Annotated in this window: 23 protein-coding genes; 9 read left to right on the forward strand and 14 right to left on the reverse strand. The window is 69.7% G+C overall.

Annotated features, from left to right (window positions below):
* Positions 1-84: 84 nt before the first annotated feature.
* From ACWCOV_RS07980 to ACWCOV_RS08005, 6 genes are read right to left on the reverse strand one after another with little or no spacing between them, the layout of a single operon-like run.
* The gene (locus ACWCOV_RS07980; protein WP_449828488.1) at positions 85-909 is read right to left on the reverse strand and encodes a bifunctional allantoicase/(S)-ureidoglycine aminohydrolase; all 825 of its coding nucleotides are present in this window, start codon (positions 907-909) and stop codon (positions 85-87) included.
* Positions 906-2237, reverse strand: a complete 1332-nt coding sequence (gene allB, locus ACWCOV_RS07985; protein ID WP_449828489.1) for an allantoinase AllB — start codon at positions 2235-2237, stop codon at positions 906-908. Before allB ends, ACWCOV_RS07980 begins: the two co-directional genes overlap by 4 nt.
* Positions 2234-3391, reverse strand: coding sequence for a glycerate kinase (locus ACWCOV_RS07990; RefSeq protein WP_449828490.1), 1158 nt, complete (start codon positions 3389-3391; stop codon positions 2234-2236). Before ACWCOV_RS07990 ends, allB begins: the two co-directional genes overlap by 4 nt.
* A complete protein-coding gene (gcl, locus tag ACWCOV_RS07995; RefSeq protein ID WP_449828491.1) occupies positions 3391-5166 on the reverse strand; it encodes a glyoxylate carboligase in 1776 nt (591 codons plus the stop codon). The genes ACWCOV_RS07990 and gcl overlap by 1 nt, the downstream gene beginning before the upstream one ends.
* The gene (locus tag ACWCOV_RS08000) at positions 5166-6050 is read right to left on the reverse strand and encodes a 2-hydroxy-3-oxopropionate reductase (RefSeq protein ID WP_449828492.1); all 885 of its coding nucleotides are present in this window, start codon (positions 6048-6050) and stop codon (positions 5166-5168) included. The genes gcl and ACWCOV_RS08000 overlap by 1 nt, the downstream gene beginning before the upstream one ends.
* A 22-nt stretch (positions 6051-6072) precedes the next feature.
* Complete coding sequence (locus ACWCOV_RS08005; RefSeq protein WP_449828493.1) at positions 6073-6873, reverse strand: hydroxypyruvate isomerase family protein; 801 nt, start codon at positions 6871-6873, stop codon at positions 6073-6075.
* A 156-nt stretch (positions 6874-7029) separates the two neighbouring features.
* Between ACWCOV_RS08005 and ACWCOV_RS08010 the strand changes: the two genes are divergently transcribed.
* The 7 genes from ACWCOV_RS08010 (at position 7030) to ACWCOV_RS08040 (ending at position 17081) form a co-directional block, all read left to right on the forward strand.
* Entirely contained in the window at positions 7030-8562 is a 1533-nt protein-coding gene (locus tag ACWCOV_RS08010; RefSeq protein ID WP_449828494.1) for a PucR family transcriptional regulator, read from the forward strand.
* 157 nt (positions 8563-8719) lie between these two features.
* Entirely contained in the window at positions 8720-10645 is a 1926-nt protein-coding gene (gene uraD / locus ACWCOV_RS08015; RefSeq protein ID WP_449828495.1) for a 2-oxo-4-hydroxy-4-carboxy-5-ureidoimidazoline decarboxylase, read from the forward strand.
* Positions 10642-12084, forward strand: a complete 1443-nt coding sequence (locus tag ACWCOV_RS08020; protein WP_449828496.1) for a xanthine dehydrogenase small subunit — start codon at positions 10642-10644, stop codon at positions 12082-12084. The genes uraD (ACWCOV_RS08015) and ACWCOV_RS08020 overlap by 4 nt, the downstream gene beginning before the upstream one ends.
* The gene (gene xdhB, locus ACWCOV_RS08025; protein ID WP_449828497.1) at positions 12081-14438 is read left to right on the forward strand and encodes a xanthine dehydrogenase molybdopterin binding subunit; all 2358 of its coding nucleotides are present in this window, start codon (positions 12081-12083) and stop codon (positions 14436-14438) included. The genes ACWCOV_RS08020 and xdhB overlap by 4 nt, the downstream gene beginning before the upstream one ends.
* Entirely contained in the window at positions 14435-15277 is an 843-nt protein-coding gene (gene xdhC / locus ACWCOV_RS08030) for a xanthine dehydrogenase accessory protein XdhC (protein WP_449828498.1), read from the forward strand. The genes xdhB and xdhC overlap by 4 nt, the downstream gene beginning before the upstream one ends.
* Entirely contained in the window at positions 15274-16554 is a 1281-nt protein-coding gene (guaD, locus tag ACWCOV_RS08035; RefSeq protein ID WP_449828499.1) for a guanine deaminase, read from the forward strand. Before xdhC ends, guaD begins: the two co-directional genes overlap by 4 nt.
* Positions 16555-16874: 320 nt before the next feature.
* Positions 16875-17081 (forward strand): hypothetical protein, encoded by a 207-nt coding sequence (locus ACWCOV_RS08040; RefSeq protein ID WP_449828500.1) that lies wholly within the window; start codon positions 16875-16877, stop codon positions 17079-17081.
* 297 nt (positions 17082-17378) lie between these two features.
* Here the strand turns inward: ACWCOV_RS08040 and ACWCOV_RS08045 are convergent, their stop codons facing one another.
* The 7 genes from ACWCOV_RS08045 to ACWCOV_RS08075 all read right to left on the reverse strand — a co-directional run bounded on the left by ACWCOV_RS08045 (position 17379) and on the right by ACWCOV_RS08075 (position 23138).
* The gene (locus ACWCOV_RS08045) at positions 17379-17768 is read right to left on the reverse strand and encodes a hypothetical protein (RefSeq protein WP_449828501.1); all 390 of its coding nucleotides are present in this window, start codon (positions 17766-17768) and stop codon (positions 17379-17381) included.
* Between the two features lie 367 nt (positions 17769-18135).
* Positions 18136-19494 (reverse strand): 8-oxoguanine deaminase, encoded by a 1359-nt coding sequence (locus ACWCOV_RS08050; RefSeq protein WP_449828502.1) that lies wholly within the window; start codon positions 19492-19494, stop codon positions 18136-18138.
* An 88-nt stretch (positions 19495-19582) separates the two neighbouring features.
* Positions 19583-20488, reverse strand: coding sequence for a factor-independent urate hydroxylase (pucL, locus tag ACWCOV_RS08055; protein WP_449828503.1), 906 nt, complete (start codon positions 20486-20488; stop codon positions 19583-19585).
* Between the two features lie 3 nt (positions 20489-20491).
* On the reverse strand, positions 20492-20821 hold the full coding sequence (uraH, locus tag ACWCOV_RS08060) for a hydroxyisourate hydrolase (RefSeq protein WP_449828504.1): 330 nt from the start codon (positions 20819-20821) through the stop codon (positions 20492-20494).
* Positions 20818-21309 (reverse strand): 2-oxo-4-hydroxy-4-carboxy-5-ureidoimidazoline decarboxylase, encoded by a 492-nt coding sequence (gene uraD / locus ACWCOV_RS08065; protein WP_449828505.1) that lies wholly within the window; start codon positions 21307-21309, stop codon positions 20818-20820. Before uraD (ACWCOV_RS08065) ends, uraH begins: the two co-directional genes overlap by 4 nt.
* Before the next feature lie 90 nt (positions 21310-21399).
* Positions 21400-21867 carry a helix-turn-helix domain-containing protein gene (locus ACWCOV_RS08070; protein WP_449828506.1) on the reverse strand — a complete coding sequence of 156 codons (468 nt, stop codon included), beginning with the start codon at positions 21865-21867 and terminating at the stop codon, positions 21400-21402.
* Positions 21868-21890: 23 nt separating this feature from the next.
* The gene (locus ACWCOV_RS08075) at positions 21891-23138 is read right to left on the reverse strand and encodes a DUF6986 family protein (RefSeq protein ID WP_449828507.1); all 1248 of its coding nucleotides are present in this window, start codon (positions 23136-23138) and stop codon (positions 21891-21893) included.
* A gap of 125 nt (positions 23139-23263) precedes the next feature.
* On the opposite strand from ACWCOV_RS08075, the gene ACWCOV_RS08080 reads away from it, so the two are divergent.
* Positions 23264-24028 (forward strand): IclR family transcriptional regulator, encoded by a 765-nt coding sequence (locus ACWCOV_RS08080; RefSeq protein ID WP_360518828.1) that lies wholly within the window; start codon positions 23264-23266, stop codon positions 24026-24028.
* Here the strand turns inward: ACWCOV_RS08080 and fgd are convergent.
* Positions 24025-25029 (reverse strand): glucose-6-phosphate dehydrogenase (coenzyme-F420), encoded by a 1005-nt coding sequence (gene fgd / locus ACWCOV_RS08085; RefSeq protein ID WP_449828508.1) that lies wholly within the window; start codon positions 25027-25029, stop codon positions 24025-24027. The two genes, ACWCOV_RS08080 and fgd, sit on opposite strands and share 4 nt — an antisense overlap.
* Positions 25030-25317: 288 nt before the next feature.
* On the opposite strand from fgd, the gene ACWCOV_RS08090 reads away from it, so the two are divergent.
* Positions 25318-26277 carry a carbon-nitrogen hydrolase family protein gene (locus ACWCOV_RS08090; RefSeq protein ID WP_449828509.1) on the forward strand — a complete coding sequence of 320 codons (960 nt, stop codon included), beginning with the start codon at positions 25318-25320 and terminating at the stop codon, positions 26275-26277.
* The last annotated feature ends 23 nt before the right edge of the window (positions 26278-26300 follow it).

Consider the following 26300-nt stretch of genomic DNA (forward strand, 5'->3'; position numbering starts at 1 on the left):
TACGCCCACTGCCGGCACACTCCCGCCTGCGTCCGCGGGGTATCAGGCTCGATCGCCGGACACCTCCTGTCGAACTGCATCGGCTCAGAGGGTCAGCTTCGGGTGCCGGTTGACGTCCTTGTAGAGGAGGTAGCGGAACCGGCCGGGTCCGCCGGCGTAGCAGGCTTGGGGGCAGAAGGCGCGCAACCACATGAAGTCGCCCTCTTGGACCTCGACCCAGTCCTTGTTCAGCAGGTAGACGGCCTTGCCCTCGAGGACGTAGAGGCCGTGCTCCATCACGTGCGTCTCCGGGAACGGGATCACGCCGCCCGGCTCGAAGCTGACGATGTTGACGTGCATGTCGTGGCGTACGTCGTCCGGGTCGACGAACCGCTGCGTCTTCCAGCGGCCCTCGGTGTCCGGCATCTCCACACCCTCGACGTCCACCTCGTTGGTGACGAACGGCTCGGGTACGTCGATCCCCTCGACCCGCTCGTACGCCTTCCGGACCAGGTGGAACCGCGCGACCTGTTCGCTGGTGTTGTGCAGCGTCCAGTCGGACGCCGGCGGCAGGAACGCGTACCCGCCGGGCCCGAGGTCGTGCTTCTCGCCGGCGACCGTCAGCGTCACGTTGCCCTCGACAACGAACACGACGGCCTCGGCGGCGGGGTCGGTCTCCGGCTTGTCGCTGCCGCCGCCCGGCGCGACCTCCACGATGTACTGCGAGAACGTCTCGGCGAACCCGGACAACGGCCGCGCGATCACCCACAGCCGCGTGTCGTTCCAGAACGGCAACCGGCTGGTGACGATGTCGCGCATGGTGCCGCGCGGCAGGACGGCGTACGCCTCGGTGAAGACGGCGCGGTCGGTGGTGAGGTCGGTCTGCGCCGGCAGCCCGCCGCTGGGTGAGTAGTAACGCGGGGCTGTCATCGGGTTTCTCCTCGGGTCAGCAGCCGGCCGCGGGGGCCGGCGTCGATGTCGACGGGGGCGCCGCGCAGCCAGGTGCTGTGGACGACGCCGTCCAGCCGGCGTCCGTCGTACGGGGTGATGGCGTTCTTGTGGTGCAGGGTGCTCGCGTCCACCACGAACGTCTCGTCCGGGGCGAAGACGCAGAAGTCGGCGTCGTACCCGGTCTCGATCCGGCCCTTGTGCGGTACGGCGGGCGCCTGGCACATCCAGCGTGCGACGTCGGACAGGATGAAGCCGCGCGAGCGGGCCCCGGTCCAGGCGGCGGAGAGGCCGAGCTGGAGGGAGGCGATCCCGCCCCAGGCCGCGCCGAAGTCGCCGGTGTCGAGGCGTTTGAGCTCGATCGTGGACGGCGAGTGGTCCGACACGACGAGGTCGATCACGCCGTCGCGCAGGCCGTCCCAGAGCAGCTCGCGGTTCGCGGCTTCCCGGATCGGCGGGCAGCACTTGTACTGCGTGGCGCCGTCGGGGATCTCCTCCGCGCTGAAGGTCAGGTAGTGCGGGCAGGTCTCCGCGGTGATCCGGACACCCGATTCTCGGGCCCGGGCGATCATTGGGAGGACGTCGGCGCAGGACACGTGCAGGATGTGCACGCGGCAGCCGGTCCGGCGGGCGAGCTCGATGACACCGGCCACGGCGGCGCTCTCCGCCTCGCGCGGCCGGGACTGCAGGAAGGCTTGGTAGCTCGCGCCGTTCGGCGATGGTGCGTGGTCGATCCGGTGGGCGTCCTCGGCGTGCACGATGAGCAGGCCGTCGAAGGCCGCGAGCTCGCGCATGGCCGGCTCCAGCTCGGCCTGGCTGAGCGGCGGGAACTCGTCGACTCCGCTGTGCAGGAGGAAGCACTTGAAGCCGAAGACACCGGCTTCGTGCAGTGGCCGCAGTTGAGCGAGGTTGCCCGGGATCGCGCCGCCCCAGAAGCCGACGTCGACGTACGCCTGGCTCGCCGCGGTCTTCCGCTTCAGCTCCAGCGCCGGTACGTCGCAGGTCGGCGGGATGCTGTTGAGCGGCATGTCGATGATCGTGGTGACCCCGCCGGCCGCGGCCGCCCGGGTCGCGGAGGTGAACCCTTCCCACTCGGTGCGGCCGGGGTCGTTCACGTGCACGTGCGAGTCGACCACGCCGGGCATCAGCACTTCGTCATCGCCCAGGGTCAGCTCTTGGGTGGCGTCGAGCTGAGCGTCGTACGGCGCGATGGCGGCGATCCGCCCGTCCCGCACCCCGACCGCATGCGGGGTTTCGCCCGCGGCGGTGATCACGCGGCGAGCCCGGATGACGAGATCCAGCGAGGTCATGCGATGCCCCTCTCGGTTGCTGTCATCGTAGATCTCGGCAGGTGGTCGGCCGCGATCCTCTCGCCGAGTTGCCGGAGCAACGGGATGGGCTCGGCGATACAGCGCCGCACGTCGGGCTCGAGGTCGGTCAACGCGTAGGCGGCCGCGATCCCGGCCTCTTCGATGCGTTTTGGCTCGAGCCGATTGGTGCCACAGACCGCCACGACCGGGATGCCTGCCTCGCGAGCTGCCGCGGCCACGCCCGCGACTGCCTTGCCATGCAACGTCTGCTCGTCGAGCGCGCCTTCCCCGGTGACCACGAGGTGCGCGTCGCCGAGCTGCTCGTGGAACCCGACCAGGTCGAGCATCAGTTCGATACCGGGCCGCAGCTCGGCGCCGAGCAGAGCCACGGCCGCGAAGCCGACACCACCCGCGGCTCCGGCGCCTGGGGTGTCGCGGAGGTCCCGCCCGGTCTCACGGGCGACGAGATCGGCCCAGCGGCCAAGCTCAGCATCCAACTGCGCAACCTGCGCCGAGTCTGCGCCCTTCTGCGGCCCGTAAACAGCTGCAGCACCCGCCTCCCCCGTCAACGGGTTGTCGACGTCGCACGCCACAACCACCTCAACCCCCGCCATCCGCTCACGAAGCGGAGTGAGGTCAAGCGCAGCCGCCTCGGCAAGCGGCTGGCCCGGCGGAAGCTCCGTACCGTCGGAGGCGAGCAGCTTCGCTCCCAAGGCGCGGACCAGGCCGGTTCCCCCGTCCGTGGAGGCGCTGCCGCCTATGCCTAGGATCACCCGGCTACAGCCGCTGTCGATGGCCGCGGCTACGAGCTCACCGGTGCCACGAGAGGTCGCCGTCATCGGGGCCGGGCGGCCGCCGGGGAGGCGGACCAGGCCTGAGACGTCGGCGAGTTCCACGACGGCGACCTCGGCGCGGCGGGCGTAGCCGGTGCGGACCGGCTCGCCGGTGGGGCCGGACGCGATCGCCGGGACCAGCTCGAAGCCGGCGGCGACGGCGGCGGCGAGGGTGCCGTCGCCGCCGTCCGCCACTGGTACGGCGTCCACGGTCACGTCGGGGTTGGCACGCCGTACCCCTTCGCGAACCGCCACCGCCACCTGGTTGCTGGTCAGGCTGCCCTTGAACTTGTCCGAGGCAACTACCACCCGGAGTGCCATCAGCGGTTGACGGCGATCGCGGTCGGAGCGTCCTCCGGGCGCTCGGCGAGTTCCTCGAACTCGGCGACGTTGTCGATCTCCAGGCCCATGGAGACGTTGGTGACGCGTTCGAGGATGACCTCGACGACGACCGGGACCTGGTGCTCGGCCATGAGCTTCTTGGCCTTCTCCAGGGCGGGGAGGATGTCGTCGGGCTCGGTGACGCGGAGGGCCTTGCAGCCGAGCCCTTCGGCGACCTTGACGTGGTCGACGCCGTAGCCGTTGACCTCGGGGCTGTTGATGTTCTCGAAGGACAGCTGCACGCAGAAGTCCATGTCGAACCCGCGTTGCGCCTGACGGATCAGGCCCAGGTAGGAGTTGTTCACGACGACGTGCACGTACGGGATGTTGAACTGAGCGCCCACGGCCAGCTCCTCGATCAGGAACTGGAAGTCGTAGTCACCCGACAGCGCGACCACAGTGCTCTCCGGATCCGCCACCGCGACCCCCAGCGTGGCCGGAACGGTCCACCCCAGCGGACCCGCCTGACCGGCGTTGATCCAGTGCCGCGGCCGGTAGACGTGCAGCATCTGAGCCGCCTGGATCTGCGACAACCCGATCGTCGACACGTAGCGGGTGTCCGGCCCGAACGCCCGGTTCATCTCCTCGTAGACCCGCTGCGGCTTGATCGGCACGACGTCGAAGTGCGTCTTGCGCAGCAACGCCGTACGGCGCTTCTGACACTCGGCAACCCACGCGGTCCGGTCAGCCAGGCGACCGTCAGCGGCCCACTCCCGCGCCACCTCGACGAACACCTCGAGCGCTGCCCGCGCGTCGGACACGATCCCGTAGTCCGGCGAGAACACCCGGCCGATCTGCGTCGGCTCGATGTCGACGTGGATGAACTTGCGGCCCTCGGTGTAGGTCCCGACCGACCCGGTGTGCCGGTTGGCCCACCGGTTGCCGATCCCGAACACCAGGTCCGAGGCGAGCAGCGTCGCGTTCCCGTACCGGTGCGAGGTCTGCAGCCCGACCATCCCGGCCATCAGCCGGTGGTCGTCCGGGATCGAGCCCCAGCCCATCAGCGTCGGCACGACCGGCACCCCGACCAGCTCGGCGAACTCGACCAGCAGGTCGGGCGCGTCCGCGTTGATGATCCCGCCACCGGCCACGATCAGCGGCCGCTCCGCGGCGTTCAGCAGGGCGAGAGCCTTCTCCGCCTGCGCCCGCGTCGCGGCCGGCTTGGCCACCGGCAGCGGCTCGTAGGTCTCGATGTCGAAGTCGATCTCGGCCAACTGGACGTCCACCGGCAGGTCGATCAGCACGGGACCCGGGCGGCCTTCGCGCATCAGCTGGAAGGCCTTCTGGAACGTCCCCGGCACCTGTGCCGGCTCCATCACCGTGACGGCCCACTTGGCGACCGGCTTGGCGATCGAGGCGATGTCGACGGCCTGGAAGTCCTCTTTGTGCAGCTTGGCGACCGGCGCCTGGCCGGTGATGCAAAGGATCGGGATCGAGTCCGCGGACGCCGAGTACAGCCCGGTGATCATGTCGGTTCCGGCCGGTCCCGACGTACCGATGCAGACACCGATGTTCCCGGCCTTTGCCCGGGTGTAGCCCTCGGCCATGTGCGAGGCGCCCTCGACGTGCCGGGCCAGCACGTGCTTGATCCCGCCGTGCTTCTTCATCGCGCTGTAGAAGGGATTGATGGCGGCACCCGGCAGCCCGAAGGTCTGGGTGGAGCCTTCCTTCTCCAGGATCAGGACCGCGGCGTCGACCGCGCGCATGCGTGCCATCAGCCCGACGCCTTTCCGGACAGTCGCTCCACGCCACGCAGCAGCGCGGAGTGGTCGAGGCCGCCGTCGCCGTTGGCCCGGGCGGACGCCACCAGCTGGGCGACGAGCGATCCGAGCGGTATGGCGACCCCCGCCTCGCGAGCGGCGGCGGTGACGATGCCCATGTCCTTGTGGTGCAGGTCGATCCGGAAGCCGGGCTGGAACGAGCGCCCCAGCATGTTCTCCTTCTTCTGGTTCAGCACCGACGAGCCGGCCAGGCCGCCGCCGAGGACCTCCAGGGCTGCCTTGGTGTCGACGCCGTACGCCTCCAGGAAGACGACAGACTCGGCCAGCGCCTGGATGTTGGCGGCGACGATCAGCTGGTTGGCGGCCTTGACGGTCTGGCCGGATCCGCTCGGGCCGACGTGCACGACGGTCTTGCCGACCACGTCGAACAGCGGCTTGGCGGCCTCGAAGTCGTCCGCGTCGCCGCCGACCATGATGGACAGCGCGGCGTTCTTCGCGCCGGCCTCGCCGCCGGAGACGGGAGCGTCCAGGATCCGGAAGCCCAGCGCCCGGGCCTGCTCGGCCAGCTGCTGGGTGACGTCCGGCCGGATGCTGGAGAAGTCGATGATCAGCGAGCCGGTCTCGGCGTGCTGGAAGACGCCGTCCTCGCCGGCCAGCACGTCCTCGACATCGGGTGAGTCGGGCACCATCACGCAGATCACGTCGGCGCCCTTGATCGCGTCGGCGACCGAGGTCGCGTACCGGCCGCCGGCCTCGACCAGCGGAGCGCCGCGCTCGGGAGTGCGGTCGAGGCCGGCGACGTTGTGACCGGCGTCGGCCAGGTGCACAGCCATCGGGCTGCCCATGATGCCGAGGCCGATGAAGGCGATGTTCGTCATGTCGGAGATCTCCAAAGATGTGTCAGCGGGCGGCGCGCGGCAGCCAGCCGAAGCTGTCGACGGTGGTGGTGGACGGCTTGTACTCCAGGCCGATCCAGCCGGAGTAGCCGTTGGCGGCGAGCGCGTCGAGCTGCCGCTCGAGCGGGAGCGTGCCGGTGCCGGGCTCGTTCCGGCCGGGGGCGTCGGCGATCTGCACGTGCGCGATCCGGTCGGTGTGCTCGGCGATCACCCGGTCGACGTCGTCGCCGTTGACCGCGAGGTGGTAGAGGTCCGCGAGCAGCCCGACGTTCGGCGCCTGCACCCGGTCGATCACGGCCAGCGCGTCGGCGGCGGTCAGCAGCGGGTACCGGTCCGCGCCGCTGACCGGCTCGAGCAGGACGACGCCGTCGATCCGGGCCGCCGCCTGGGCCGCGAGCGCGAGGTTCTCGACCGCGAGGTCGTCCTGCTCACTCGGGGCGTGGCCGTCCTCGCGGTTGCCGTACAGGGCGTTGAAGGCCTGGCAGCCGAGCCGCTCGCCGATGCCGACGGTGACGTCGATGTTGTCCCGGAACTCGCCGGACCGCTTCGGCCACGACACCAGGCCGCGGTCGCCGCCGGGCATGTCGCCGGCGAAGAAGTTCAGGCCGGTCAGCTGGACGCCGGCGTCCTGGATCGCGGTCACGAACGCGTCGACGTGCCGGTCCGTCGGCACCGCCTCGACGAACGGCCACCAGAACTCGACGGCGCCGAAGCCGGCCCGCCGGGCGGCCGCCGGGCGCTCCAGCAGCGGAAGCTCGGTGAACAGCAGCGAGCAGTTCACCGTGTAGCGCAGCGGGTTGGTCATGATATTCTCAACTTTCCGTATTGCGGAAGTTAGTTTCTGTTCTGCGAAATGACCATAGGCGCGCCATCGCCGCGCCGTCAAGGGAGACGTTTCCGGCCGCGTGGCCGGGCGTTGTACGTTCCTCTGAGAACCACCCCCGGGCGGAGGAGGTGTGCCGTGCTGCTGTCCGAGCTGCTCGACGCGCCCGAGCTCGGGCTACGCCTGCTGCACCTGGCCGACGACTCGCTCGACCGTCCGGTCGGCCGGCTGGTCACCACCGACCTGCTCGAACCCGGTCGCTACCTGAGCGGCGGCGAGCTGGTGCTGACCGGACTGGTCTGGCGCCGGAGCGAGGCGGACAGCGAGACGTTCGTCTCCTCGATGGCGGTCCGGGGCGCCACCACGATCCTGGCCGGGAAGGCGCTGCTCGGGGCCGTCCCCAAGGACCTGCTCGAAGCCTGCCACCGGCATCAGGTGACCCTCGTCGAGGTCCCCACCGAAGTCGCGTTCGCGGACATCACCGAGTACGTCGCTGCCGCCGGCTCGGTCGAGACGGGTATGCGGCTGTCCGCGAGCCTGGTCCGGCAACGTCAGCTGTTGTCGTCGATCGCGGCCGGCCGAAGCCTCGACGAGCTCGCGGACCGCATCTCCGCGGAGATCGGGCACGACTGCCGGGTGATCACGCCGACCGGCCGTCACGTCGTACCCGGGCCTGGTCATCTGGACGAGGAAGTCCTCGACGTGATCTCGCGGCGGTTCCTGACCGCGGACCGCACTCCCGCGGTCGCCGATGCCTTCGGTACGCCGTACAGCCTGTTCCCGGTGGGGTCGGGACTGGGGAATCGGCTGACGGCCTGGGTGCTGGCGATCGAGGGCGACCACACGGAGTGGTCCCGGGACCATGTCGAGGCGGTGCACGAGTTGTGCGCGATCGCCGCGCTGGACCGGGCTCGCCGCGACGAAGGGCGGCTGGCGTTGCGGCCGCTGGTGGCTGATGCGCTGGCGTTGGTCGAGTCGGGCGCGCCGCATGCCGAGGTCGCCACCCGGCTGCGGCAGGCCGGTGCGCATTCGGACCTGCCGATGGTGGTCGCGGTCGCGGATCTCCGGGACGACGGGCCGAGCGAGGTCGCGATCACGCTGCTCGAAGATGTCGCGCTCACAGTCGGGCCGGCGGTCGTGGCGCCGGGGCGAGACGGCGTGTTGGTCGCGTTGCTGCCGTTCGTGCCAGGGCTGCCGGATCAGCTGCGGCGGGCGTTCGGCCGGCTCTCGTCGGGACTCGTCCGCGCGCGGCTCGCCGTCGGCGTCAGCGGCGATACCGGTGTCGACGCCCTGGCGGGCGCTCTCGAGGAGGCCCGGTTCGCCCATCGGGTCGCTCGATCGGGCAGTACGCCGGTATCGGTGGTGACGTCGGAGGAAGTCGCCTCGCACGTCCTGCTGCTCGCCACGTTGCCCGACGACGTACGGCGTACCTACACCCATCGCGTCCTCGGGCCGGTGCTCGAGCACGATCGCCGTACCAACGCGGACCTGCTCGCCACGCTGCAGGAGTTCCTCGCCTGCGACGGCTCGTGGTCGCGGGCGGCCGAGGCCCTACACCTGCATGTCAACACCGTTCGCTACCGGATCGAACGCGTAGAGCAACTGACCGGACGCGATCTGTCCCGGCTCGAGGATCGGGTGGACGTGTTCCTCGCTCTCAAGTCGCTGTGACCCGCCTGGTTTGGGTGATCGCACAAAACGAGGGCCGCCGGAGCGGGTGATCTTCGGAGGTTCACCGGGTGCAAACCGGGTCGGCGCGCGCGGATGCTGTCGTGCAGATCACCAAACGCCGCCGCGCCCACCGAGCCACATCCGAGGAAGGTGCCCGATGAAGGCAATCCTGCGACCCGGCCGCCGCGCCAGCCGTCACCCCGTCGACGAGGTACTGCCGCCCGGCAAGCTCGCCGTCTACGGCTTCCAGCACGTACTGGCGTTCTACGCCGGCGCCGTGATCGTCCCGATCCTGCTGGCGAACTCCATCGGGCTCAGCACCCAGGAACTCGTGCACCTGATCAACGCCGACCTGTTCACCTGCGGTATCGCCTCGATCATCCAGTCGGTCGGGTTCTGGAAGGTCGGCGTCCGGCTGCCGCTGCTGCAGGGCGTGACGTTCACCGCGGTGTCGCCGATGATCGCGATCGGCCTGGCCGCGGGCGGCGGGACCGACGGCCTGCTGGTGATCTACGGCGCGGTGATCGTGGCCGGTCTGGTGACCTTCTTCCTGGCGCCGTTCTTCAGCAAGCTGATCCGGTTCTTCCCGCCGGTCGTGACCGGGTCGGTCATCACCATCATCGGCCTGGCGCTGCTGCCGGTGGCGGCCGCGGACGCGACCGGCGGCGCCGGCCCGACGTCGGACCCGACCAGCGGCAAGAACCTGGCCTACGCGCTCGGCACGCTGGCGCTGATCGTGCTGATCCAGCGCGTCTTCAAGGGGTTCATGGCGACCATCGCCGTCCTGGTCGGCCTGGTCGCCGGCACCCTGGTCGCCTGGGCCTTCGGCGACGCCCACTTCGACGCGGTCAGCGGCTCGGACTGGGTCGGGGTCACGACGCCGTTCCACTTCGGCTGGCCGCAGTTCTCGATCGCGGCGATCATCTCGATGGTCGTGGTCATGCTGATCACCGCGGTGGAGACGACCGGTGACGTCTTCGCGACCGGTGAGATCGTCGAGAAGCGGATCGGCCGCGAGGACGTCGCCCGGGCGCTGCGCGCCGACGGCCTGGCCACCACGATCGGCGGTGTCTTCAACTCCTTCCCCTACACGTGCTTCGCCGAGAACGTCGGCCTGGTCCGGCTGACCCGGATCAAGAGCCGCTACGTGGTCGCGGCAGCCGGCGTGATCATGATCCTGCTCGGCCTGATCCCGAAGGCCGGCGCGATCGTGGCCGGCATCCCGCACCCGGTGCTGGGCGGCGCCGCCCTGGCGATGTTCGCCACCGTGGCCGTGGTCGGCTTCCAGACCCTGGCCAAGGTCGACTTCCACGACCACCGCAACGTGGTCATCGTGGCCACCAGCGTCGGCCTGGCCATGTACGTCACCGCGCAGCCGCAGGTCGCCCAGGCGGTCCCGGGCTGGGCAGAGATCATCTTCGGCAGCGGCATCACGCTGGGCAGCCTGACCGCGATCCTCCTGAACATCCTCTTCCACCACGTCGGCAAGGACTTCGGCCCCGCGGTGGCCGGGCTGCCGGGCGACTCGATCCGGCTGGACCAGGTGAACAGGATGAGCCGCGACGAGTTCGTCGAGACCTTCGCCGGCCTGTTCCAGGGCCCGCGCTGGATGGTCGAGCGGGCTTGGGAGATGCGGCCGTTCACCGACACCCACGCCCTGCGCCGCTCGTTCCAGGAGGCTCTGTTCTCCGGCTCGCCCGAGGAGCAGCGCCAGCTGATCGAGTCCTACCCGCAGCTCGGCTCGCAGTTCGTCGCCGACGGCCTGAGCGGTGAGGCGTCGCTGCGGGACCAGTCCGCCCGCGGCCTGACCTTCCTGGCCGAGCCGGAGCGGGACGAGCTCGCCGCCATCACCGAGGCGTACCGGGAGCGGTTCGGCTTCCCGCTGGTGATCTCGGTCCGGGACGCGGACTCGTTCGACCGGATCCTCGAGCAGGGCCGGGCCCGGCTGGGCAACTGCGAGAACCAGGAGCACGCCGCGGCCCTGCTGGAGATCGCCAAGATCGCTGGGTACCGGTTCGACGACTTCCTCTCGGACGCCAATCCGATTCATAGTGCAAGAACACGCTGGAGCAGTAACCGATGAGCACAACGACCACGCAAGCACCCTCGATCACGGTCAATGGTGAACCGACCGCCATCGGTGACGTCGCCGTGCACACCTCGGTGCTGGACTGGCTGCGTGACCAGGGCCTGACCGGGGCCAAGGAGGGCTGTGCCGAGGGCGAGTGCGGAGCGTGTTCCGTGCTCGTCGCCCGGCCCGGGACGGACGCCCCGACCGAGTGGACCGCGATCAACGCGTGCCTGCTGCCGGTCGCGGCCCTCGACGGCCAGGAGGTCATCACCTCCGAGGGCCTGGGCTCCCCGGAGGAACTGCATCCGGTCCAGCAGGAGCTCGCCGTACGCGGTGGGTCACAGTGCGGCTACTGCACGCCAGGCTTCGTGTGCAGCATGGCCGCCGAGTTCTACCGCTCCACGCGTACGACGTCCAACGGGCACTGCGACCACGAGCACGGGCCGAACGGCTTCGACCTGCACTCGCTGAGCGGCAATCTGTGCCGGTGCACCGGGTACCGCCCGATCAAGGACGCGGCGTACGCACTGGGTGAGCCGGCCGTGGACGACGCGCTGGCCGCCCGCCGGTCCGCGCCGCCGCCACCGCCGGTGGCCACCGCGATCGAGGTGGACGGCGCGGAGTTCCTGCGGCCGGCCGACCTGGCCGAGGTGCTCGAAGTGCTTGCCGAGAGCCCCGAAGCGCAGATCGTTGCCGGGTCCACCGATGTCGGGGTGGAGGTGAACATCCGCGGTGTCCGGAAGCCGCTGGTCGTCGCGATCGACCGGCTGACCGAGCTGCGGGAGTTCTCGTTCGGTCCGGACGAGGTCCGGCTCGGCGCCGCGCTGACGCTCAGCGAGATCGAGCGGCTGCTGGCCGGGCGGGTGCCGCTGCTGGCCCAGATGTTCCCGCAGTTCGCGTCCCGGCTGATCCGCAACGGCGCCACCATCGGCGGCAACCTGGGCACCGGGTCGCCGATCGGGGACACCCCGCCGGCCCTGCTGGCCCTGGACGCCTCGCTCGTCCTGGCGTCCCGTCGCGGCGAACGCGTCGTACCGCTGGCGGACTACTTCACCGGCTACCGGCAGACCCTGAAGGCGGCCGACGAGCTGATCCGGACGATCGTGATCCCGCTTCCACTCGAGCCGCTGACCGCTTTCCACAAGATCGCCAAGCGTCGGTTCGACGACATCTCCAGCGTCGCCGTCGGGTACGCCGTCGACGTCGAGGACGGCGTCGTACGGCGCGCCCGGATCGGACTCGGCGGGGTCGCAGCCACCCCGCTGCGGGCGCTGGCCACCGAGCAGGCGCTGATCGGCAAGCCGTGGACCGAGCGGACCGTCCGGGAGGCGGCCGCGGTGATGGCGGCCGAGGGTACGCCGATGGACGACCACCGGGCGAGCTCGTCGTACCGCTCGGCGATGCTCGGCCAGTCGCTGCTCCGGTTCTACGCGGAAGGAGTACGCGCATGAGTTCGCTGTCCGAACGCCCGCAGCAGGCCGTGGTCGGTCTGCCGCTGCCGCACGAGAGCGCCGCGCTGCATGTCACCGGCAAGGCGCTCTACACCGACGACCTGGTGCAGCGGACCCGCGACGTCCTGCACGCCTGGCCGGTCCAGTCGCCGCACGCCCATGCCCGGATCACGGATCTGCGGGTGAAACCGGCGTACGACGTCCCCGGCGTGGTCCGCGTGCTCACGGGTGACGACGTACCAGGGATCAATGACGCCGGCGTGAAGCACGACGAGCCGTTGTTCCCGACCGAGGCGATGTTCCACGGGCACGCGATCTGCTGGGTGCTCGCCGACACGCTGGAGGCCGCACGACTCGGTGCGGCCGCGATCGAGGTCGACTACGAGCCGCTCGAGTCGCTGGTGACGGTCCGGGAGGCGATCGCCGCGGGCAGCTTCCAGGGCACCGGGCGGCACCTGGCCCGGGGCGACGTCGAGGGCGCGTTCGCGGACGCGGCCCACGTGTTCCATGGCGAGTTCGAGTTCGCCGGGCAGGAGCACTTCTACCTCGAGACCCACTGCGCGCTCGCCCAGGTCGACGAAGGCGGGCAGATCTTCATTCAGAGCAGCACGCAGCACCCGTCCGAGACGCAGGAGATCGTCGCCCACGTTCTAGGCGTGCCGAGCCACGAGGTGACCGTGCAGTGTCTCCGGATGGGAGGGGGTTTCGGAGGCAAGGAGATGCAGCCGCACGGGTTCGCTGCGATCGCCGCACTGGGGGCGACGCTGACCGGACGGCCCGTGCGGCTGCGCCTCAACCGCACGCAGGACCTGACGATGTCCGGCAAGCGGCACGGGTTCCACAGCGAGTGGCGGGCCGGCTTCGACGACGACGGCCACCTGGTCGCCCTCGACGCGACGCTCACCGCTGACGGCGGCTGGAGCCTGGACCTGTCCGAGCCGGTGCTCGCCCGCGCGATGTGCCACGTCGACAACGCCTACTGGATCCCGAACGTCCGCGTGGACGGCCGGATCGCCAAGACGAACAAGACGTCGCAGACCGCGTTCCGCGGCTTCGGCGGCCCGCAGGGCATGATCGTCGTGGAGAACATCCTCGGCCGGTGCGCACCGCTGCTCGGGTACGACGGGACCGAATTGCGCCGCCGCAACCTGTACCGGGTGAACGACACCACGCCGTACGGGCAGCCCGTCCGGCACGCCGACCGGCTGGAGTCCTGCTGGAGCCAGGTCGCTGCCAACGGCGACGTCGTACGGCGGCAAGCGGAGATCGCGGCGTTCAACGCCGAGCACGCGCACCGGAAGCGGGCGCTGGCGATGACGCCGGTGAAGTTCGGCATCTCGTTCAACCTCACCGCGTTCAACCAGGCCGGCGCGCTCGTGCACGTCTACAAGGACGGCTCGGTGCTGATCAACCACGGCGGCACGGAGATGGGGCAGGGCCTGCACACGAAGATGCTGCAGGTCGCCGCCACCTCGCTCGGTCTCCCGCTGGCGCGCGTCCGGCTGGCCCCGACCCGCACCGACAAGGTGCCGAACACCTCGGCCACCGCGGCCAGCTCCGGCGCGGACCTGAACGGCGCGGCGATCAAGAACGCGTGCGAGCAGATCCGCGACCGCCTCGCGCAGGTCGCCGGCGGCCGGCTCGGGATCAGCCCGCACGACGTGCGGTTCCGCGACGGCCAGGTCAGCAGCCTGACCGGCGACAGCGTGCCGTGGGAGGAGATCGTCCACAGCGCGTACCACCAGCGCGTCCAGCTCTGGGCGGCCGGTTTCTACCGCACCGAGGGCCTGCACTGGGACCCCAACGCCATGCACGGCGAGCCGTTCAAGTACTTCGCGTACGGCGTTGCCGCGGCCGAGGTCGAGGCAGACGGGTTCAGCGGCGCCTACACACTGCGCCGGGTCGACATCGTCCACGACGTCGGCGACAGCCTCAGCCCGTTGATCGACGTCGGCCAGATCGAGGGCGGCTTCGTCCAGGGCACCGGGTGGTTGACGCTCGAGGACCTGCGCTGGGACGAGAGCGACGGTCCTGATCGCGGCCGGCTGGCCACGCAGGCGGCGAGCACCTACAAGCTGCCGAGCTTCTCGGAGATGCCTGAGGTCTTCAACGTCCAGCTGCTCGAGAAGGCGCATGAGGAAGGCGCGGTCTACGGCTCGAAGGCAGTCGGCGAGCCGCCGCTGATGCTGGCCTTCTCCGTGCGCGAGGCGTTGCGGCAGGCCGCGGCCGCGTTCGGGCCTCCCGGTTTCAGCGTCGAGCTGCCGTCGCCGGCGACGCCGGAGGCCGTCTATTGGGCACTGGACCGGGCTCGGTCCGCGGCCGGCGTCGAGTCGCTCGCGGCGAGTGGAGTGTGACGACCGAGATGGAATGGATGAAGGCGGTCGAGCGGCTCCGCGAGCAGCGGATGCCCGGCGTCCTGGTGACCCTGATTTCGGTGCGCGGGCACTCGCCGCGCGAGGCCGGCGCCAAGATGGTGGTTGCCGCGGACGGGACCTGGGCGACCGTTGGCGGCGGCAACCTCGAGGCGCTGGCGGTCGAGCGGTCCCGGGCGATGATCGCGGCGGGCGTCGGTGAGCCTGAGGTGATCGAGGTCGCGTTGTCTGACAAAGCGCCGTACCAGCATGGGGTTCAGTGCTGTGGCGGCGAGGTGAAGCTGCTGCTCGAGCCGCTGCCGGTCGTCCCGGCCGTGGCGATCTTCGGTATCGGGCACGTCGGACTCGAGCTCGCGCGGATCCTGGCCCGGCACGACATCGAGCTGCACCTGATCGACTCGCGGCCCGACCAGCTGGTGACCGAGCGGATGGTCGTCCTCGACGACGCGGTCGCCAACCTGCACGTGCACCACGTGCCGGTGCTGCCCGAGCTCGTCGTCGGCGAACTGCCGGCCGGCGCCCACGTCCTGATCATGACCCACGACCACGCGGAGGACGCCGCCCTGTGCGACGCAGCGATCCGCCGGGACGACCTGGCCACGATCGGGCTGATCGGATCCAGCGCGAAGTGGGCGCGGTTCCGCCGCAAACTCGCCGAGGACGGCAACTCCGCCGCGGCGATCGACCGGATCACCACCCCGATCGGCCTGCCCGACCTGGCCGGCAAGGAGCCGGCCACCATCGCGGTCAGCGTCGCGGCCTGGCTGCTCCACCTGTTCGTTGCCGAACGCAACCCTGCACACCGTGAGGCGAAAGCATGACCATCTACCGAGGCACGTTCCTCGACACCCCGGAGAACCCGTTCACCACCGGCGGCCTGCGCGTCGACGCAGACGCCGCGCTGCTGGTGACGGACGGTGTGATCGTTGCGCGAGGCACCTTCAGCGAGGTACGGCGGGCGCACCCGGCCGAGGACATCGGCGACCTGCGTGGCGGCCTGGTGCTGCCTGGCTTCGTCGACACCCACGTGCACTTCCCGCAGATCCGGGCCGTCGGCGGCCTCGGGCTGCCGCTGCTGGAGTGGCTCGACCGCTACGCGCTGCCCGAGGAAGCGCGCATGGCTGACACCGGCTACGCGGCGGGCGTCGCCTCTGAGTTCGTCCGCGGGCTGGCAGCAGCGGGGACCACGAGCGCGCTGGTGTTCGGAGCGCATTACGCGGACGCTGTCGACGTACTGTTCTCGTCCGCTTCGCAAGTCGGGTTGCGGATCACCAGCGGGCTGGTCCTCAGCGACCGCCTGCTGCGGGAAGACCTGCTGACGACACCCGAGCGGGCCTACACGGAGTCGCTGGCCCTCGCCGAACGTTGGCACGGCGTCGGCCGCAACCGGTACGCCGTGACCCCACGCTTCTCGCTGTCGTGTACCGACGACCTGCTCGCGGTCTGCCGGACGTTGCTCGACGAGATCCCCGGATCGCTGTTCACCTCGCACGTGAACGAGAACGAGGCCGAGATCACGACGGTGTCCGAACTGTTCGGCGGCAGCGACTACGTGAGCACGTACGACAAGCACGGCCTGGTCGGCCGACGCAGCGTGCTCGCGCACAACGTCCACCCGACCGACGTCGAGCTGAAGACTCTCGGCGAAGGCGGCGCCGCCGTCGCTCACTGCCCGACCAGCAACGCCGCCCTCGGCAGCGGGCTGTTCCCGCTGTCGCGGCACCTGCAGTACGGCGTACGCGTAGCCCTCGGGTCGGACGTCGGCGCCGGCACCGGCTTCTCGCTCCTGAAGGAGGGCCTGCAGGCGTACTTCTGCCAGCAGCTGATCGGCGACCACGGCCACCCGCTGAGCGCCGCACACCTGCTCTACCTGGCGACCGCAGCCGGCGCGGACGCCCTGGGCCTGGACGAGGTCGGCCACCTCAGCGTCGGCAAACGCTTCGACGCCCAACTCCTCCGCCCCGCCGACGGCTCCCCCCTCGCAGTCGGCGTAGCCCACGCCGACGACGCCGAAGAAGCCCTCGCCCGCATCTTCACCCTCGGCACCCCCGCCGACGTCCACGCAGTCTGGATCGACGGCGAACTCCTCCACCACTAACTCGCGCACAACGCGGCTGACCTCCCCCGGAGGTCAGCCGCGTCTGCTCTTCCCCGGTCGGCCGCGTTCGCCCTCGCCGCCATCTCGCGGGCGGTTGAGACAACGGTGGTCGCGGGCGTCGCGCGACGTGCTGCGGCCGCCTGGAGGCGGGGGTGATAGTTGCCCCACATACCCTTTCACTCCCCGGCAGCCAATTGTTCAACTCACGGGAACCGACCGCCAGAAGTACACGTCGGATGCGTGAATCGAAACGGTGGGAACACGTCGCGGACCAACAAAGGGGTTACGCGCGACCTCGCCATGAATCACAGGAGATGAACTTGAGCAAGGAAGAGCGCGAAGCACGCCGGGACGAACGAGGAATGCAGAAGGCAATCGACCTCCTCAAGGCGCACGGCCCGGTCGTCGACCGCCTCACGGACATGGGCCATCTCAAGGCGGCAAAGAACATCGAGGCCAAGGGCGGCCGCTGGGACTCGCCGGAAGTACGCGACGCCCACAAACGCGACCGCGGCCACGGCCGCTGACAGCCTTCCCACACCCGCCAGGCCGGTGACCGCCCCGTTGCCACCAGCAACCAAGCGGCCCACCGGCCGGCGCCGGCATCTACACCCGAAATGGCGGAGTGAATGCACTCCGGCCGAAACATGAAACCAACGCGCACACAAGAGCACGCCTCACAACGCGACATGCAACATCAGAACCCGCCTCGACTCCCGCAGCGGCCCGAAGACTGGCAACCGGCGCATATTCGAGGTGTACGGTAATCCGTCCTCCTTGGAGGATCGAGGATTGCATCCTGGTCAGGCTTCGACAAGCAACGCTCAAACGCGTGTGAGCTCGGATGCCTGGAATATCCGCTCCTGGCCTGTGCACGAGACGACGTCGATCAAGGCTATGTCTACGAAGCCTCCACCGACGGCTATCTCGTCGCCTGGCCGGCAGGCCAGCTGTCCTGTTGCATCGATCAGGGCGGGCGTGCCGTCACGGAGTGCGACACTCCAGCCTGGAGGCCAGGCCACATCGAAGTCGACGAGGCTCTCGCCGGCGCCGACTGCGGTGGTGATTGCGGTGCGGACAACGAGGCAGTTTGTTGAAGTGTGGATCTCGAGGGTTCCGATCAACTGAGCCTGTAACGCCACGGTAGGGGCTTCACGTTGAACAGTCAGACCGGGCATCGCAGCATCGTGGTTCTGCTTCGCGTCGCGGTTCATCGGATCATCTCCAGAGCTTTCTCTGAGCGGCCGATCACCGAGCTTTGCCAGCAACCTCGAGAAGCGAGCACGATCAGGCGTCCGCGGCCAACGAACGTCCGGGCACTTGATGATCGGCGTCGCCGCTCTAAGTCTCGCTTAGGGCGAGAGAAGCGAGGCCTGCACCTTGCCGCTGATGTACGAGACCGGTACCCAGACGCATCCCTGGTATCCGGGCGCTGTGCTGATGCCGCGACGCTGACCGTGGGCCACTTCGTCCCCGGGGTAGGCGTCGTTTGCACCCATGCGAGCGCACGACGCAGGAGCGCGCGTAGCCGGCTGCGAGGGCTGTCGGCCGGGTGCGAGGAATGTCAGTCGGCTGGTGGGCTCAGCCGGCTTTGGTGAGTAGGTGGTTTTGGATCTTGGTTACCTGGAGCGCCAGGTCTGCTTCGTCGAGGGTGAGGACGGTGTCGCGCTCGACGACGGGTTTGCCGTTGATGAGGAGGAGGTCCAGGGGTGGGGGTGTGCCCAGGACCAGGGCGGCTACCGGGTCGGCGATTCCGGCGTGTTCGAGGGTGTCGAGGCGCCAGACGGCCAGGTCGGCGAGTTTGCCTTCCTCGAGGGAGCCGATCTCGTTCTCGCGGCCCAGGATGCGGGCGCCGTCGAGGGTTGCCATTTCCAGGGCAGAGCGAACGTCGAGCGCCTCGGGGCCGCCACGCGCGCGAGCGAACAGCAATGCGTGACGCAGCTCCTCGATCAGGCTGCCGGCTTCGTTGCTCGCGGCACCATCTACCCCGAGACCGACCGGACTCCCGGCGGCGCGGAGGTCGGCAACGCGGGCGATGCCGGCGCCCAGCCGGGCATTCGAGCTCGGGCAGTGCGCGACGCCGGTGCCGGTACGACCCAGCTGCGCGATCTCCGTATCGGAGAAGTGGATCCCGTGGGCAAACCACACGTCGGATCCGGTCCAGCCGAGTTCGGCGGCGTACTCCAGCGGCGTGGACCCGAAGTGTTCCCGGCAGTAGGCGGACTCGTCGGTGGTCTCGGCCAGGTGGGTGTGCAGCCGGACGCCTTTGCGACGCGCGAGTACGGCGGCCTCCCGCATCAGCTCACCGGTGACGCTGAAGGGTGAGCACGGCGCGACCACCAGCTGCAGCATCGAGTCCGGACTGGGGTCGTGCCAGCGGTTGATCGCGGACTCGGTCGCGGCCAGGATCTCGTCGCGGTCCTCGACCACCGAGTCCGGCGGCAGGCCACCGTCCTTCTGACTGAGGTCCATCGATCCGCGGGAGGGATGGAACCGCATCCCGACCTGCGCAGCGGCACGAATCTCCGCCTCCAGCAGGTCCTTCGCGTCGCGCGGGAAGACGTAGTGGTGGTCGGAGGCCGTCGTGCAGCCGGTCCGCGCGAGCCGGGCCAGCGCGGCCTGGGCTGCCACGTGCACGGACTCGTCGTCGATCCCGGCCCACACCGGGTACAGCGTCGTCAGCCACCCGAACAGCGTCGCGTCAGCGGCCAGACCGCGAGTCACCCACTGATACAGATGCTGGTGCGTGTTGACGAACCCCGGTGTGACCAGACAGCCCCGTCCGTCGACCACGCGAGCCCCGTCGTACGCCGGTGCGGGACCCGGGCCGACGGCGACGATGCGGTTGCCCTCAGCAACCACGTGGCCGGTGAACTCACGGCGGCTGGGGTCGAGGGTGACCACAGCCGCCCCGTTGATGACGATCGGCGTTGTACTCATGCCGCCCAGTCAACCCATCAGCCCGATCGCGCGTCACCGGCAGGGACCACGAACTTCGGCCCGGCCGGCGGCGCGCGGTTGGAGGTTCCTACACGAAGCCCGGTACGGCGTGCCACGCGGAGCCGGCGTCGGACGCGTCGTCCCGGACCACGGTCGCTTCGATCAGGCCGTACGGGCGGTCCGCGGCGATGAACACCTCGTTCGGGTTCTCCAGGCCGAACGGGCTGAGGTCGACCACGAAGTGGTGCTTGTTCGGCGCCGAGAACTTGATCTCCGCGACCTCCGGGTGCCGCTCGAGCACCGCCTCACCCATCCCGTACAGCGTCTGCTGCAGCGCCAGGCTGTGGATCTTCGCGAACTGCTCCAGCAGCAGCGCCTTGATCTCGTCGTAGGACTTGTCCCAGTCGACCTCGGTGTGGTCGTAGCGCCAGCGGGCGACCAGCGACGTGGCGAGGATGCGGTCGTCGGTCTCCTGCAGCGTCGTGTACTTGTCCTTCAGGTACCCGTGGAACTCCGAGCCCGTGGACTTCAGCACGACCAGGTCCTTGATCCCGGAGACGACGTACGACGTCCGCTGGTCACCGCGGCCCTCGACGTTGACGACGGTGGTCCGTACGCCGCTGCCGGCCCGGACGAACGAGTGGTCGTGCTCCTGGCCGTCGACCTGGATCCGCTCCCAGGTGTACTCCTCGACCTCGACGCGCGCGCCCTCGGCGGCCGGCGCGGAGTCGATGAAGTGCGCGCCGAGGGTGAGCGCGTAGTCCTCGATCGCGCCGATGCCCTTCTCCTTGGCGAACGCGAACGCGGTGTTCTTCTGCGTGTCGGTCGGCAGCACGTCGCGCTGGTCGCCGGTGGTGTGCGCGTCCTCGAAGTTGCCGCGCAACGCGGAGGAGACGTTCAGGTCGCGGATCTGGTGCCGCGGGGTGTCACGGTAGATGCGGACGACCCGGCTCTCGGCCTTGCCGTACTGGTTGGCGCCCAGGTGGATGGCCATGGGTCAGCTCCCTCGATAGGTGGAATACGCGAACGGGCTGAGCAGCAGCGGGACGTGGTGGTGCCGCTCGTCGGAGATCGTGAAGGTCACGGTGACCTCGGGAAAGAAGATCGTCTGGCCGGACTTCGCCGCGTAGGCGTCGATGTCGAACCACAGCTGGTACGTGCCGGGCTCGAGCCCCGCCTCGAAGTCGGTGACCCGTCCGTCGGCGTTCGTCGTGCCTTCTCCGAGTACGGCGACCTGGCCGGCGGCGATCCGGGACAGCCGGACCGGCACCCCTTCGGCCGGCAGCCCGAGTCCGGTGTCCAGAACGTGCGTGCTGACAGAGCTCATGAGACGACCTTTGCCAATCGGAGGAGTGCGATCTTCCGGAGTTCCTCGTGGACGACAGCCGCCTCGGCGACCTCGTCGTGCGTCAGCCGCTCGCGCAGGCTGGTCAGCATCTGCTCCGCGGACAGGCCGGTCGCGCAGATCAGGAACACACGCCCGAACCGCTCTTCGTACTCACGGTTGCCGACCGCCAGCGCCGTACGGACGTCCGGGTCGTCGCCGACTCCCGACTGCTCGTTGCGCGACCAGGCCGCCTCGGTGCCGGCGCCTTCGGCCCGGTCACCGATCCGCGGGTGCGCGGCGAGCGCCCGGTCGACATCACCGGCGTCGAGCTCGCGCAGGACCTTGTCGGCGGTCCCGGTCAGCGCCTCGAGGTCGCCGTACGGACGTCCGGCCAGAACGGCGTCGACCCAGCGAGGGACGTCGCAACATGCCGCCAGCAACGGGCGCAGCCGGTCGTCCGGCGCGGCGTTGAACTCCTGCAGATCCACGGGTCACACCTTCTCGAATCACGAAACTGAATTTCCGTATGACGAGAGTGGCACGCGGCCTGGTGTTGCGTCAACAGTTTGTTGAATTTCTCAGTCGCGCGCCCGGTTCAGGTAGTTGTAGACGGTGAAGCGGGTGACGCCGAGAGCCTCGGCCACGGTCTCCGCCGACTTGCGGTACTCGAATGCTCCCTTGGCCTCGAGCAGCAGCACGGCCCGCTGCTTGTCGGCCCGGGACAACCCACTCAACGGCCCGCCGAGCTCGGCCGCAACCTCCGCGAGCAGCGCGCTCACACCACTGCCCTCGCGCGGAGTCCGGACCGCGCCGTCCTCGCGCACCTGCAGCGTCACCTGGCTCGCGCCGTTCGCGAACGCGGCCTCGAGGACCCGGCTCACGGCCGGCAGCAGCAGTTCCTCCTCGCCGCGGACCGACGTACCCAAGGGCCCGAAGTCGCACTCCAGCCCCGCCTCGCGGGCAGCCTCGAGCGCCTTGGTCGCGTGGGCGGGCGGCTGGCCCTCGACATCGAAGGGCTCGGTGGTGAACTCCGCTACCAGTCGCATGTCGCGAGGCTAGCCCGGAGTGATCAGGACCGCACTGGTCGCCGGGCGAGCTTCGCCAGGCCCGCGGTGTCCACGCCGATCAGCTTGTCGACCTCCGCCGGATCCACGGCGCCGCACTCGAGCCCGCGCAGTACGTAGCCCGCCAGGGCCGCAGCGGTCGCGGGCTCGTCCAGGTAGCCGGAGTTGCCACCGCTGACGTACGCACGCAGCCGCGCACCGGCCGTCTCCAGACCCTCGCGGTAGAAGAGGTACGTCGCCGCGTAGCGAGTCGGGAGCTGGGCGGGGTGCATGTCCCAGCCCTGATAGATGCCGCGGGCAAGCGATCGCCGGACCAGACCGAAGTGCAGTCGCCAAGCGGCGTGCACGGCCTCGCGATCGCCGACCGGCAGGACGTTCGTCGACCCGTCTGAGACGAACACCCCAGTGCCCGCCGCAGCCAGCTGCATCACGTCCTTGGCGTGGTCGGCGACCGGGTGATCCATGCTCTGGTACGCCGCTGCCACGCCGAGCGAAGCCGAGTAGTCGTAGGTGCCGTAGTGCAGACCGGTGACGCGACCGGCGCCCGCGCTGATCATCCGGGCGATCAGCGCACTGCCGTCCGGGCCGAGGATCGCCTGCGGGGTCTCGACCTGGATCTCGAACGGCAACGATCCGGCGGTCAGATCGTAGGCTCGTTCGATTGTCGACAATACGACGACCATCGCCTCGACCTGCTCGACCGACGTCACCTTCGGCTGGGTGATCACGAAGCCGTCCGTCAACGCGTCGGCGCCGGCCAGCTCGCGGACGAAGAGGTCCAGCGTGCGCAGCCCACGCCGGCGACTCGGCGCCTCCAGCGACTTGATCCGAAGGCCGTGGTACGGCGTCGCCGACCCAGCCTTCACGGTCTTCGCGAGCGCACGGGCCGCGTCGACCACGGCCGCATCCTCCTGCTCGTCCGGCCTGGTCCCGTAGCCGTCCTCGAAGTCGATCCGCAGATCCTCGATCGGCTCCCGGGCCAGCTTGGCGCGAACCCGTTCGTGCAGCTCGACCCCCAGGTCCGCGGGCAGATCGAGCGCATCGGTCAGACCGGCCGGATCATCGCCCAGCACGGTCCTCGCCTGCGAACCCCACTCGCCGACCGTGTCCGCGTCGTACCGATCGGCCGGCACGTAGACGGTGTGCACGGGCTGCCGGACCCCTCGATCACCCGGGTACCGCGCGGCCAGCTCCGCGTCGGCCGCAGCCAGCAGCCGATCCAACTCCCCAGCGAGATCGTCCACGTGAGTCATGACAGCACACCTCGTTCACCTTGACGGCAGTTTCCGTATCGCGGATACTAATATCTACTTTGCGGAAGCCGCAATGTCCGGTATCTGTCGCTAAACTTCCATGATCCGGAAAGAGGGAGTGCACGGTGGCGGAGAAGACCGAGGGCAAGGGCCGGTCGGGCAGTGTGCAGTCGATCGAGCGTGCCTTCGGGCTGCTCGAGACGATGGCCGACGCCGGCGGGATGATGGGCCTGTCCCAGCTGGCCACGGCGTCCGGCCTGCCGCTGCCGACGATCCACCGACTGGTCCGCACGCTGGTCGACCTCGGCTACCTGCGCCAGGAGCCGTCCCGGCAGTACGTGCTCGGCCCGCGGCTGATCCGGCTCGGCGAGAGCTCCTCGAACATGCTGAGCGTCTGGGCCCGCCCGCACCTGACCCGCCTGGTCGACGAGCTCGGCGAGTCGGCCAACATGGCGATGCTGGACGGCGACCAGATCGTGTACCTCGCACAGGTCCAGTCGCGGCATTCGATGCGGATGTTCACCGAGGTGGGCCGCCGGGTGCTGCCGCACTGCACGGCCGTCGGGAAGGCGATCCTCGCGAAGTTGCCCGAGGCCGAGGTGCGCGAGTTACTCCATCGCACAGGGATGCCGAAGCACACCGACAACACCATCACGGACCCCGAGGCATTCACCGCCCAGCTGCACAAGGCCGAGGAAGTCGGCTACGCCACCGACGAAGGCGAGCAGGAGCTCGGCGTGCGCTGCGTCGCGGTCGCCGTACCGGATGCGCCGTCCCGGCTGGCGATCTCGATCTCCGGGCCCGCCGGCCGGATGTCGGAGGAGCTCGTCGAACGAGCCGTTCCCCTGCTCACCCAGGCCGGCAAGGCCTTCTCGGAGGACCTGCGTTAGCCGAGCTTCCGCAGCAGCGGCAGGACGTCCTCGGTGAACTGGGTGAGGAAGCGTTCCTGGTCGTTGCCGGGGCCGTGGACGACGAAGTGGTTGAAGCCGGCGTCCAGGTAGGGCTGGAACTGCTTGACGACCTCCTCGGGGTCGGAGGCGACGATCCAGCGCTGCGCGACCTGCTCGATCGGCAGCTCGTCGGCCAGCCGCTCCATCTCGGTCGCGCTCGTCACGCTGTGCTTCTGCTCCGGCGTGAGCGACAGCGGCGCCCAGAACCTGGTGTTCTCCAGCGCGGCGGCCGGGTCGCGGTCGTAGGAGACCTTGACCTCGAGCATCCGGTCCAGGTCCTCGAACTTCTTCCCGGCCTTCTCCGCGCCCTCCTTCACGGCGGGGATCAGCTTCTCGGTGTAGAGCTCCATGCCCTTGCCCGACGTCGCGATGAACCCGTCACCCGCACGACCGGCGTACTTGGCCACGAGGGGTCCACCGGCGGCGACGTACACCTTCAGCGGAGTCTCCGGACGGTCGTAGATGAACGCGTCCACGGTCTTGTAGTACGGGCCCTCGGAGCTGACGCCGTCCTTGGTCCACAGGTCGCGGATCAGCTGCACCGCCTCCCGCAGCCGGGCGAACCGCTCCTTGAACTCCGGCCACTCCATCCCGGACACCGCGATCTCGTTCAGCGCCTCGCCGGTGCCGACCCCGAGCATCACCCGTCCCGGGTACAGCTCGCCCATCGTGGCGAACGCCTGCGCGATCACCGCCGGGTTGTACCGGAACGTCGGCGTCAGCACCGACGTCCCCAGCAGCACCCGGTTGGTCCGCTCGCCGACCGCCGCCAGCCAGGCCAGCGCGAACGGCGCGTGGCCGCCCTCGTGCCGCCACGGCAGGAAGTGGTCCGAGACGGTCACACTGTCGAGGCCGAGCTCCTCGGCCCGGACCGAGTACTCCACCAGCTCCCGCGGCCCGAACTGCTCCGCCGACGCCTTGTACCCGACTCGAATGCTCACCCTCTGCTCCCAACGTCGTCTGGACCTGCTCCCAAGGGACAACCTCGTCCGCCTCCGACTTTATGCCGCCCCGGTACGACGCCCGCGCTACGGCGTGGACGTTTGACGACCGCCCGGCCGCTGCGGAACCATATGGGTCCGGCGCGGCCCGCGCCTCACCTTCGTCGACCGGCCCCAGCCCGGTCTCACCGAGAAGGCAAAGGGACTTCCTGTCTCGGGCCGTACGTCCTGGTCAGCCGCCTCGGACGGGATCGCTGGGGGATCGCGGTCGAGTGCGTGGAAGGCCAGATGACAGCGCACAGGAACCTCAAACGCCGGGTACGCGCCCGCGCCGCCAAGACGGGTGAGTCCTACACGGCTGCCCTCCGGCACTTCCGTCCGACTCCTCCAGGAGAACCAGACATGCCGGACAACCACACCACCCTCCGTCTCGCCGTCGTGCAGTCGACGATGCGCGACGACCCGACGAACGCCGCTCTGCTCCGGGAGAGCGGCGCCGAGATCCGCACCTTCCTGAAGCAGGCCGCGAAGGCCGGCGCCCGCCTGGTGCACTTCACCGAGGGCGCGATCTGCTTCCCGAGCAAGCACGTGATGTCGGAGCTCGGCCCGGACGAGGTCGGCCCGTCCGACTGGACCAAGGCCGACTGGACCACGCTGCAGCAGGAGCTCGACCGGATCGCCGTACTCGCGGGTGAGCTCGGGATCTGGGCCGTGATCCCGTCGGTGCACCGACTGCCCGCCCCCGATCGGCCGCACAACAGCACGTACGTCGTCTCCGACCAGGGCAAAGTGGTCGCCCGGTACGACGAACGCACGCTGTCGACCACGAAGCTCACCTGGATGTACAGCCCCGGCAAGCAGCCGGTGACCTTCGACGTGGACGGCTTCCGGTTCGGTCTTGCGCTCGGGCTGGACGTGCTGTTCCCGGAGCTGTTCACGGAGTACGACCAGCTCGGCGCCGACGGCGTACTGGTGTCGTACGCGACGAACGGTGTCTCGCACCACGAGCATGTGGCGGTTCAGGCTCGCGGGTGTGCGGTCAACAACACCTGCTGGATCAGCTTCGCCGTGTCGGCGAACCCGGACGGCGGACTCGAGGCGGGCGTGATCGACCCGCGGGGCGAGTGGGTGGCCCAGGCTCCGGCAGACGGTTCGCCGGCGATGGTGCTCACGGACGTGCGGCATGCCGAGGTGACCCAGGTCGGCCGGGAGTTCCGGCGCCGGACCCGGGAGCGCGTCGGCTCCTGAGGCTCACACCTCCGGGTGCTGAC

It is taken from the genome of Kribbella sp. NPDC002412 (assembly GCF_053592935.1).

Excerpts from the sequence above, each read along its gene's own strand:
- ACWCOV_RS08020 (WP_449828496.1), top strand. The coding sequence starts at position 10,642 with ATGAGCACAACGACCACGCAAGCACCCTCGATCACGGTCAATGGTGAA.
- ACWCOV_RS08045 (WP_449828501.1), bottom strand. The coding sequence starts at position 17,768 with ATGAACCGCGACGCGAAGCAGAACCACGATGCTGCGATGCCCGGTCTG.
- ACWCOV_RS08075 (WP_449828507.1), bottom strand. The coding sequence starts at position 23,138 with ATGACTCACGTGGACGATCTCGCTGGGGAGTTGGATCGGCTGCTGGCT.
- uraH (WP_449828504.1), bottom strand. The coding sequence starts at position 20,821 with ATGAGCTCTGTCAGCACGCACGTTCTGGACACCGGACTCGGGCTGCCG.
- ACWCOV_RS08070 (WP_449828506.1), bottom strand. The coding sequence starts at position 21,867 with ATGCGACTGGTAGCGGAGTTCACCACCGAGCCCTTCGATGTCGAGGGC.
- guaD (WP_449828499.1), top strand. The coding sequence starts at position 15,274 with ATGACCATCTACCGAGGCACGTTCCTCGACACCCCGGAGAACCCGTTC.
- ACWCOV_RS08005 (WP_449828493.1), bottom strand. The coding sequence starts at position 6,873 with ATGACCAACCCGCTGCGCTACACGGTGAACTGCTCGCTGCTGTTCACC.
- ACWCOV_RS08000 (WP_449828492.1), bottom strand. The coding sequence starts at position 6,050 with ATGACGAACATCGCCTTCATCGGCCTCGGCATCATGGGCAGCCCGATG.
- uraD (WP_449828495.1), top strand. The coding sequence starts at position 8,720 with ATGAAGGCAATCCTGCGACCCGGCCGCCGCGCCAGCCGTCACCCCGTC.
- allB (WP_449828489.1), bottom strand. The coding sequence starts at position 2,237 with ATGACCTCGCTGGATCTCGTCATCCGGGCTCGCCGCGTGATCACCGCC.
- ACWCOV_RS07980 (WP_449828488.1), bottom strand. The coding sequence starts at position 909 with ATGACAGCCCCGCGTTACTACTCACCCAGCGGCGGGCTGCCGGCGCAG.
- ACWCOV_RS07990 (WP_449828490.1), bottom strand. The coding sequence starts at position 3,391 with ATGGCACTCCGGGTGGTAGTTGCCTCGGACAAGTTCAAGGGCAGCCTG.
- xdhB (WP_449828497.1), top strand. The coding sequence starts at position 12,081 with ATGAGTTCGCTGTCCGAACGCCCGCAGCAGGCCGTGGTCGGTCTGCCG.
- gcl (WP_449828491.1), bottom strand. The coding sequence starts at position 5,166 with ATGGCACGCATGCGCGCGGTCGACGCCGCGGTCCTGATCCTGGAGAAG.
- ACWCOV_RS08090 (WP_449828509.1), top strand. The coding sequence starts at position 25,318 with ATGACAGCGCACAGGAACCTCAAACGCCGGGTACGCGCCCGCGCCGCC.
- pucL (WP_449828503.1), bottom strand. The coding sequence starts at position 20,488 with ATGGCCATCCACCTGGGCGCCAACCAGTACGGCAAGGCCGAGAGCCGG.
- ACWCOV_RS08050 (WP_449828502.1), bottom strand. The coding sequence starts at position 19,494 with ATGAGTACAACGCCGATCGTCATCAACGGGGCGGCTGTGGTCACCCTC.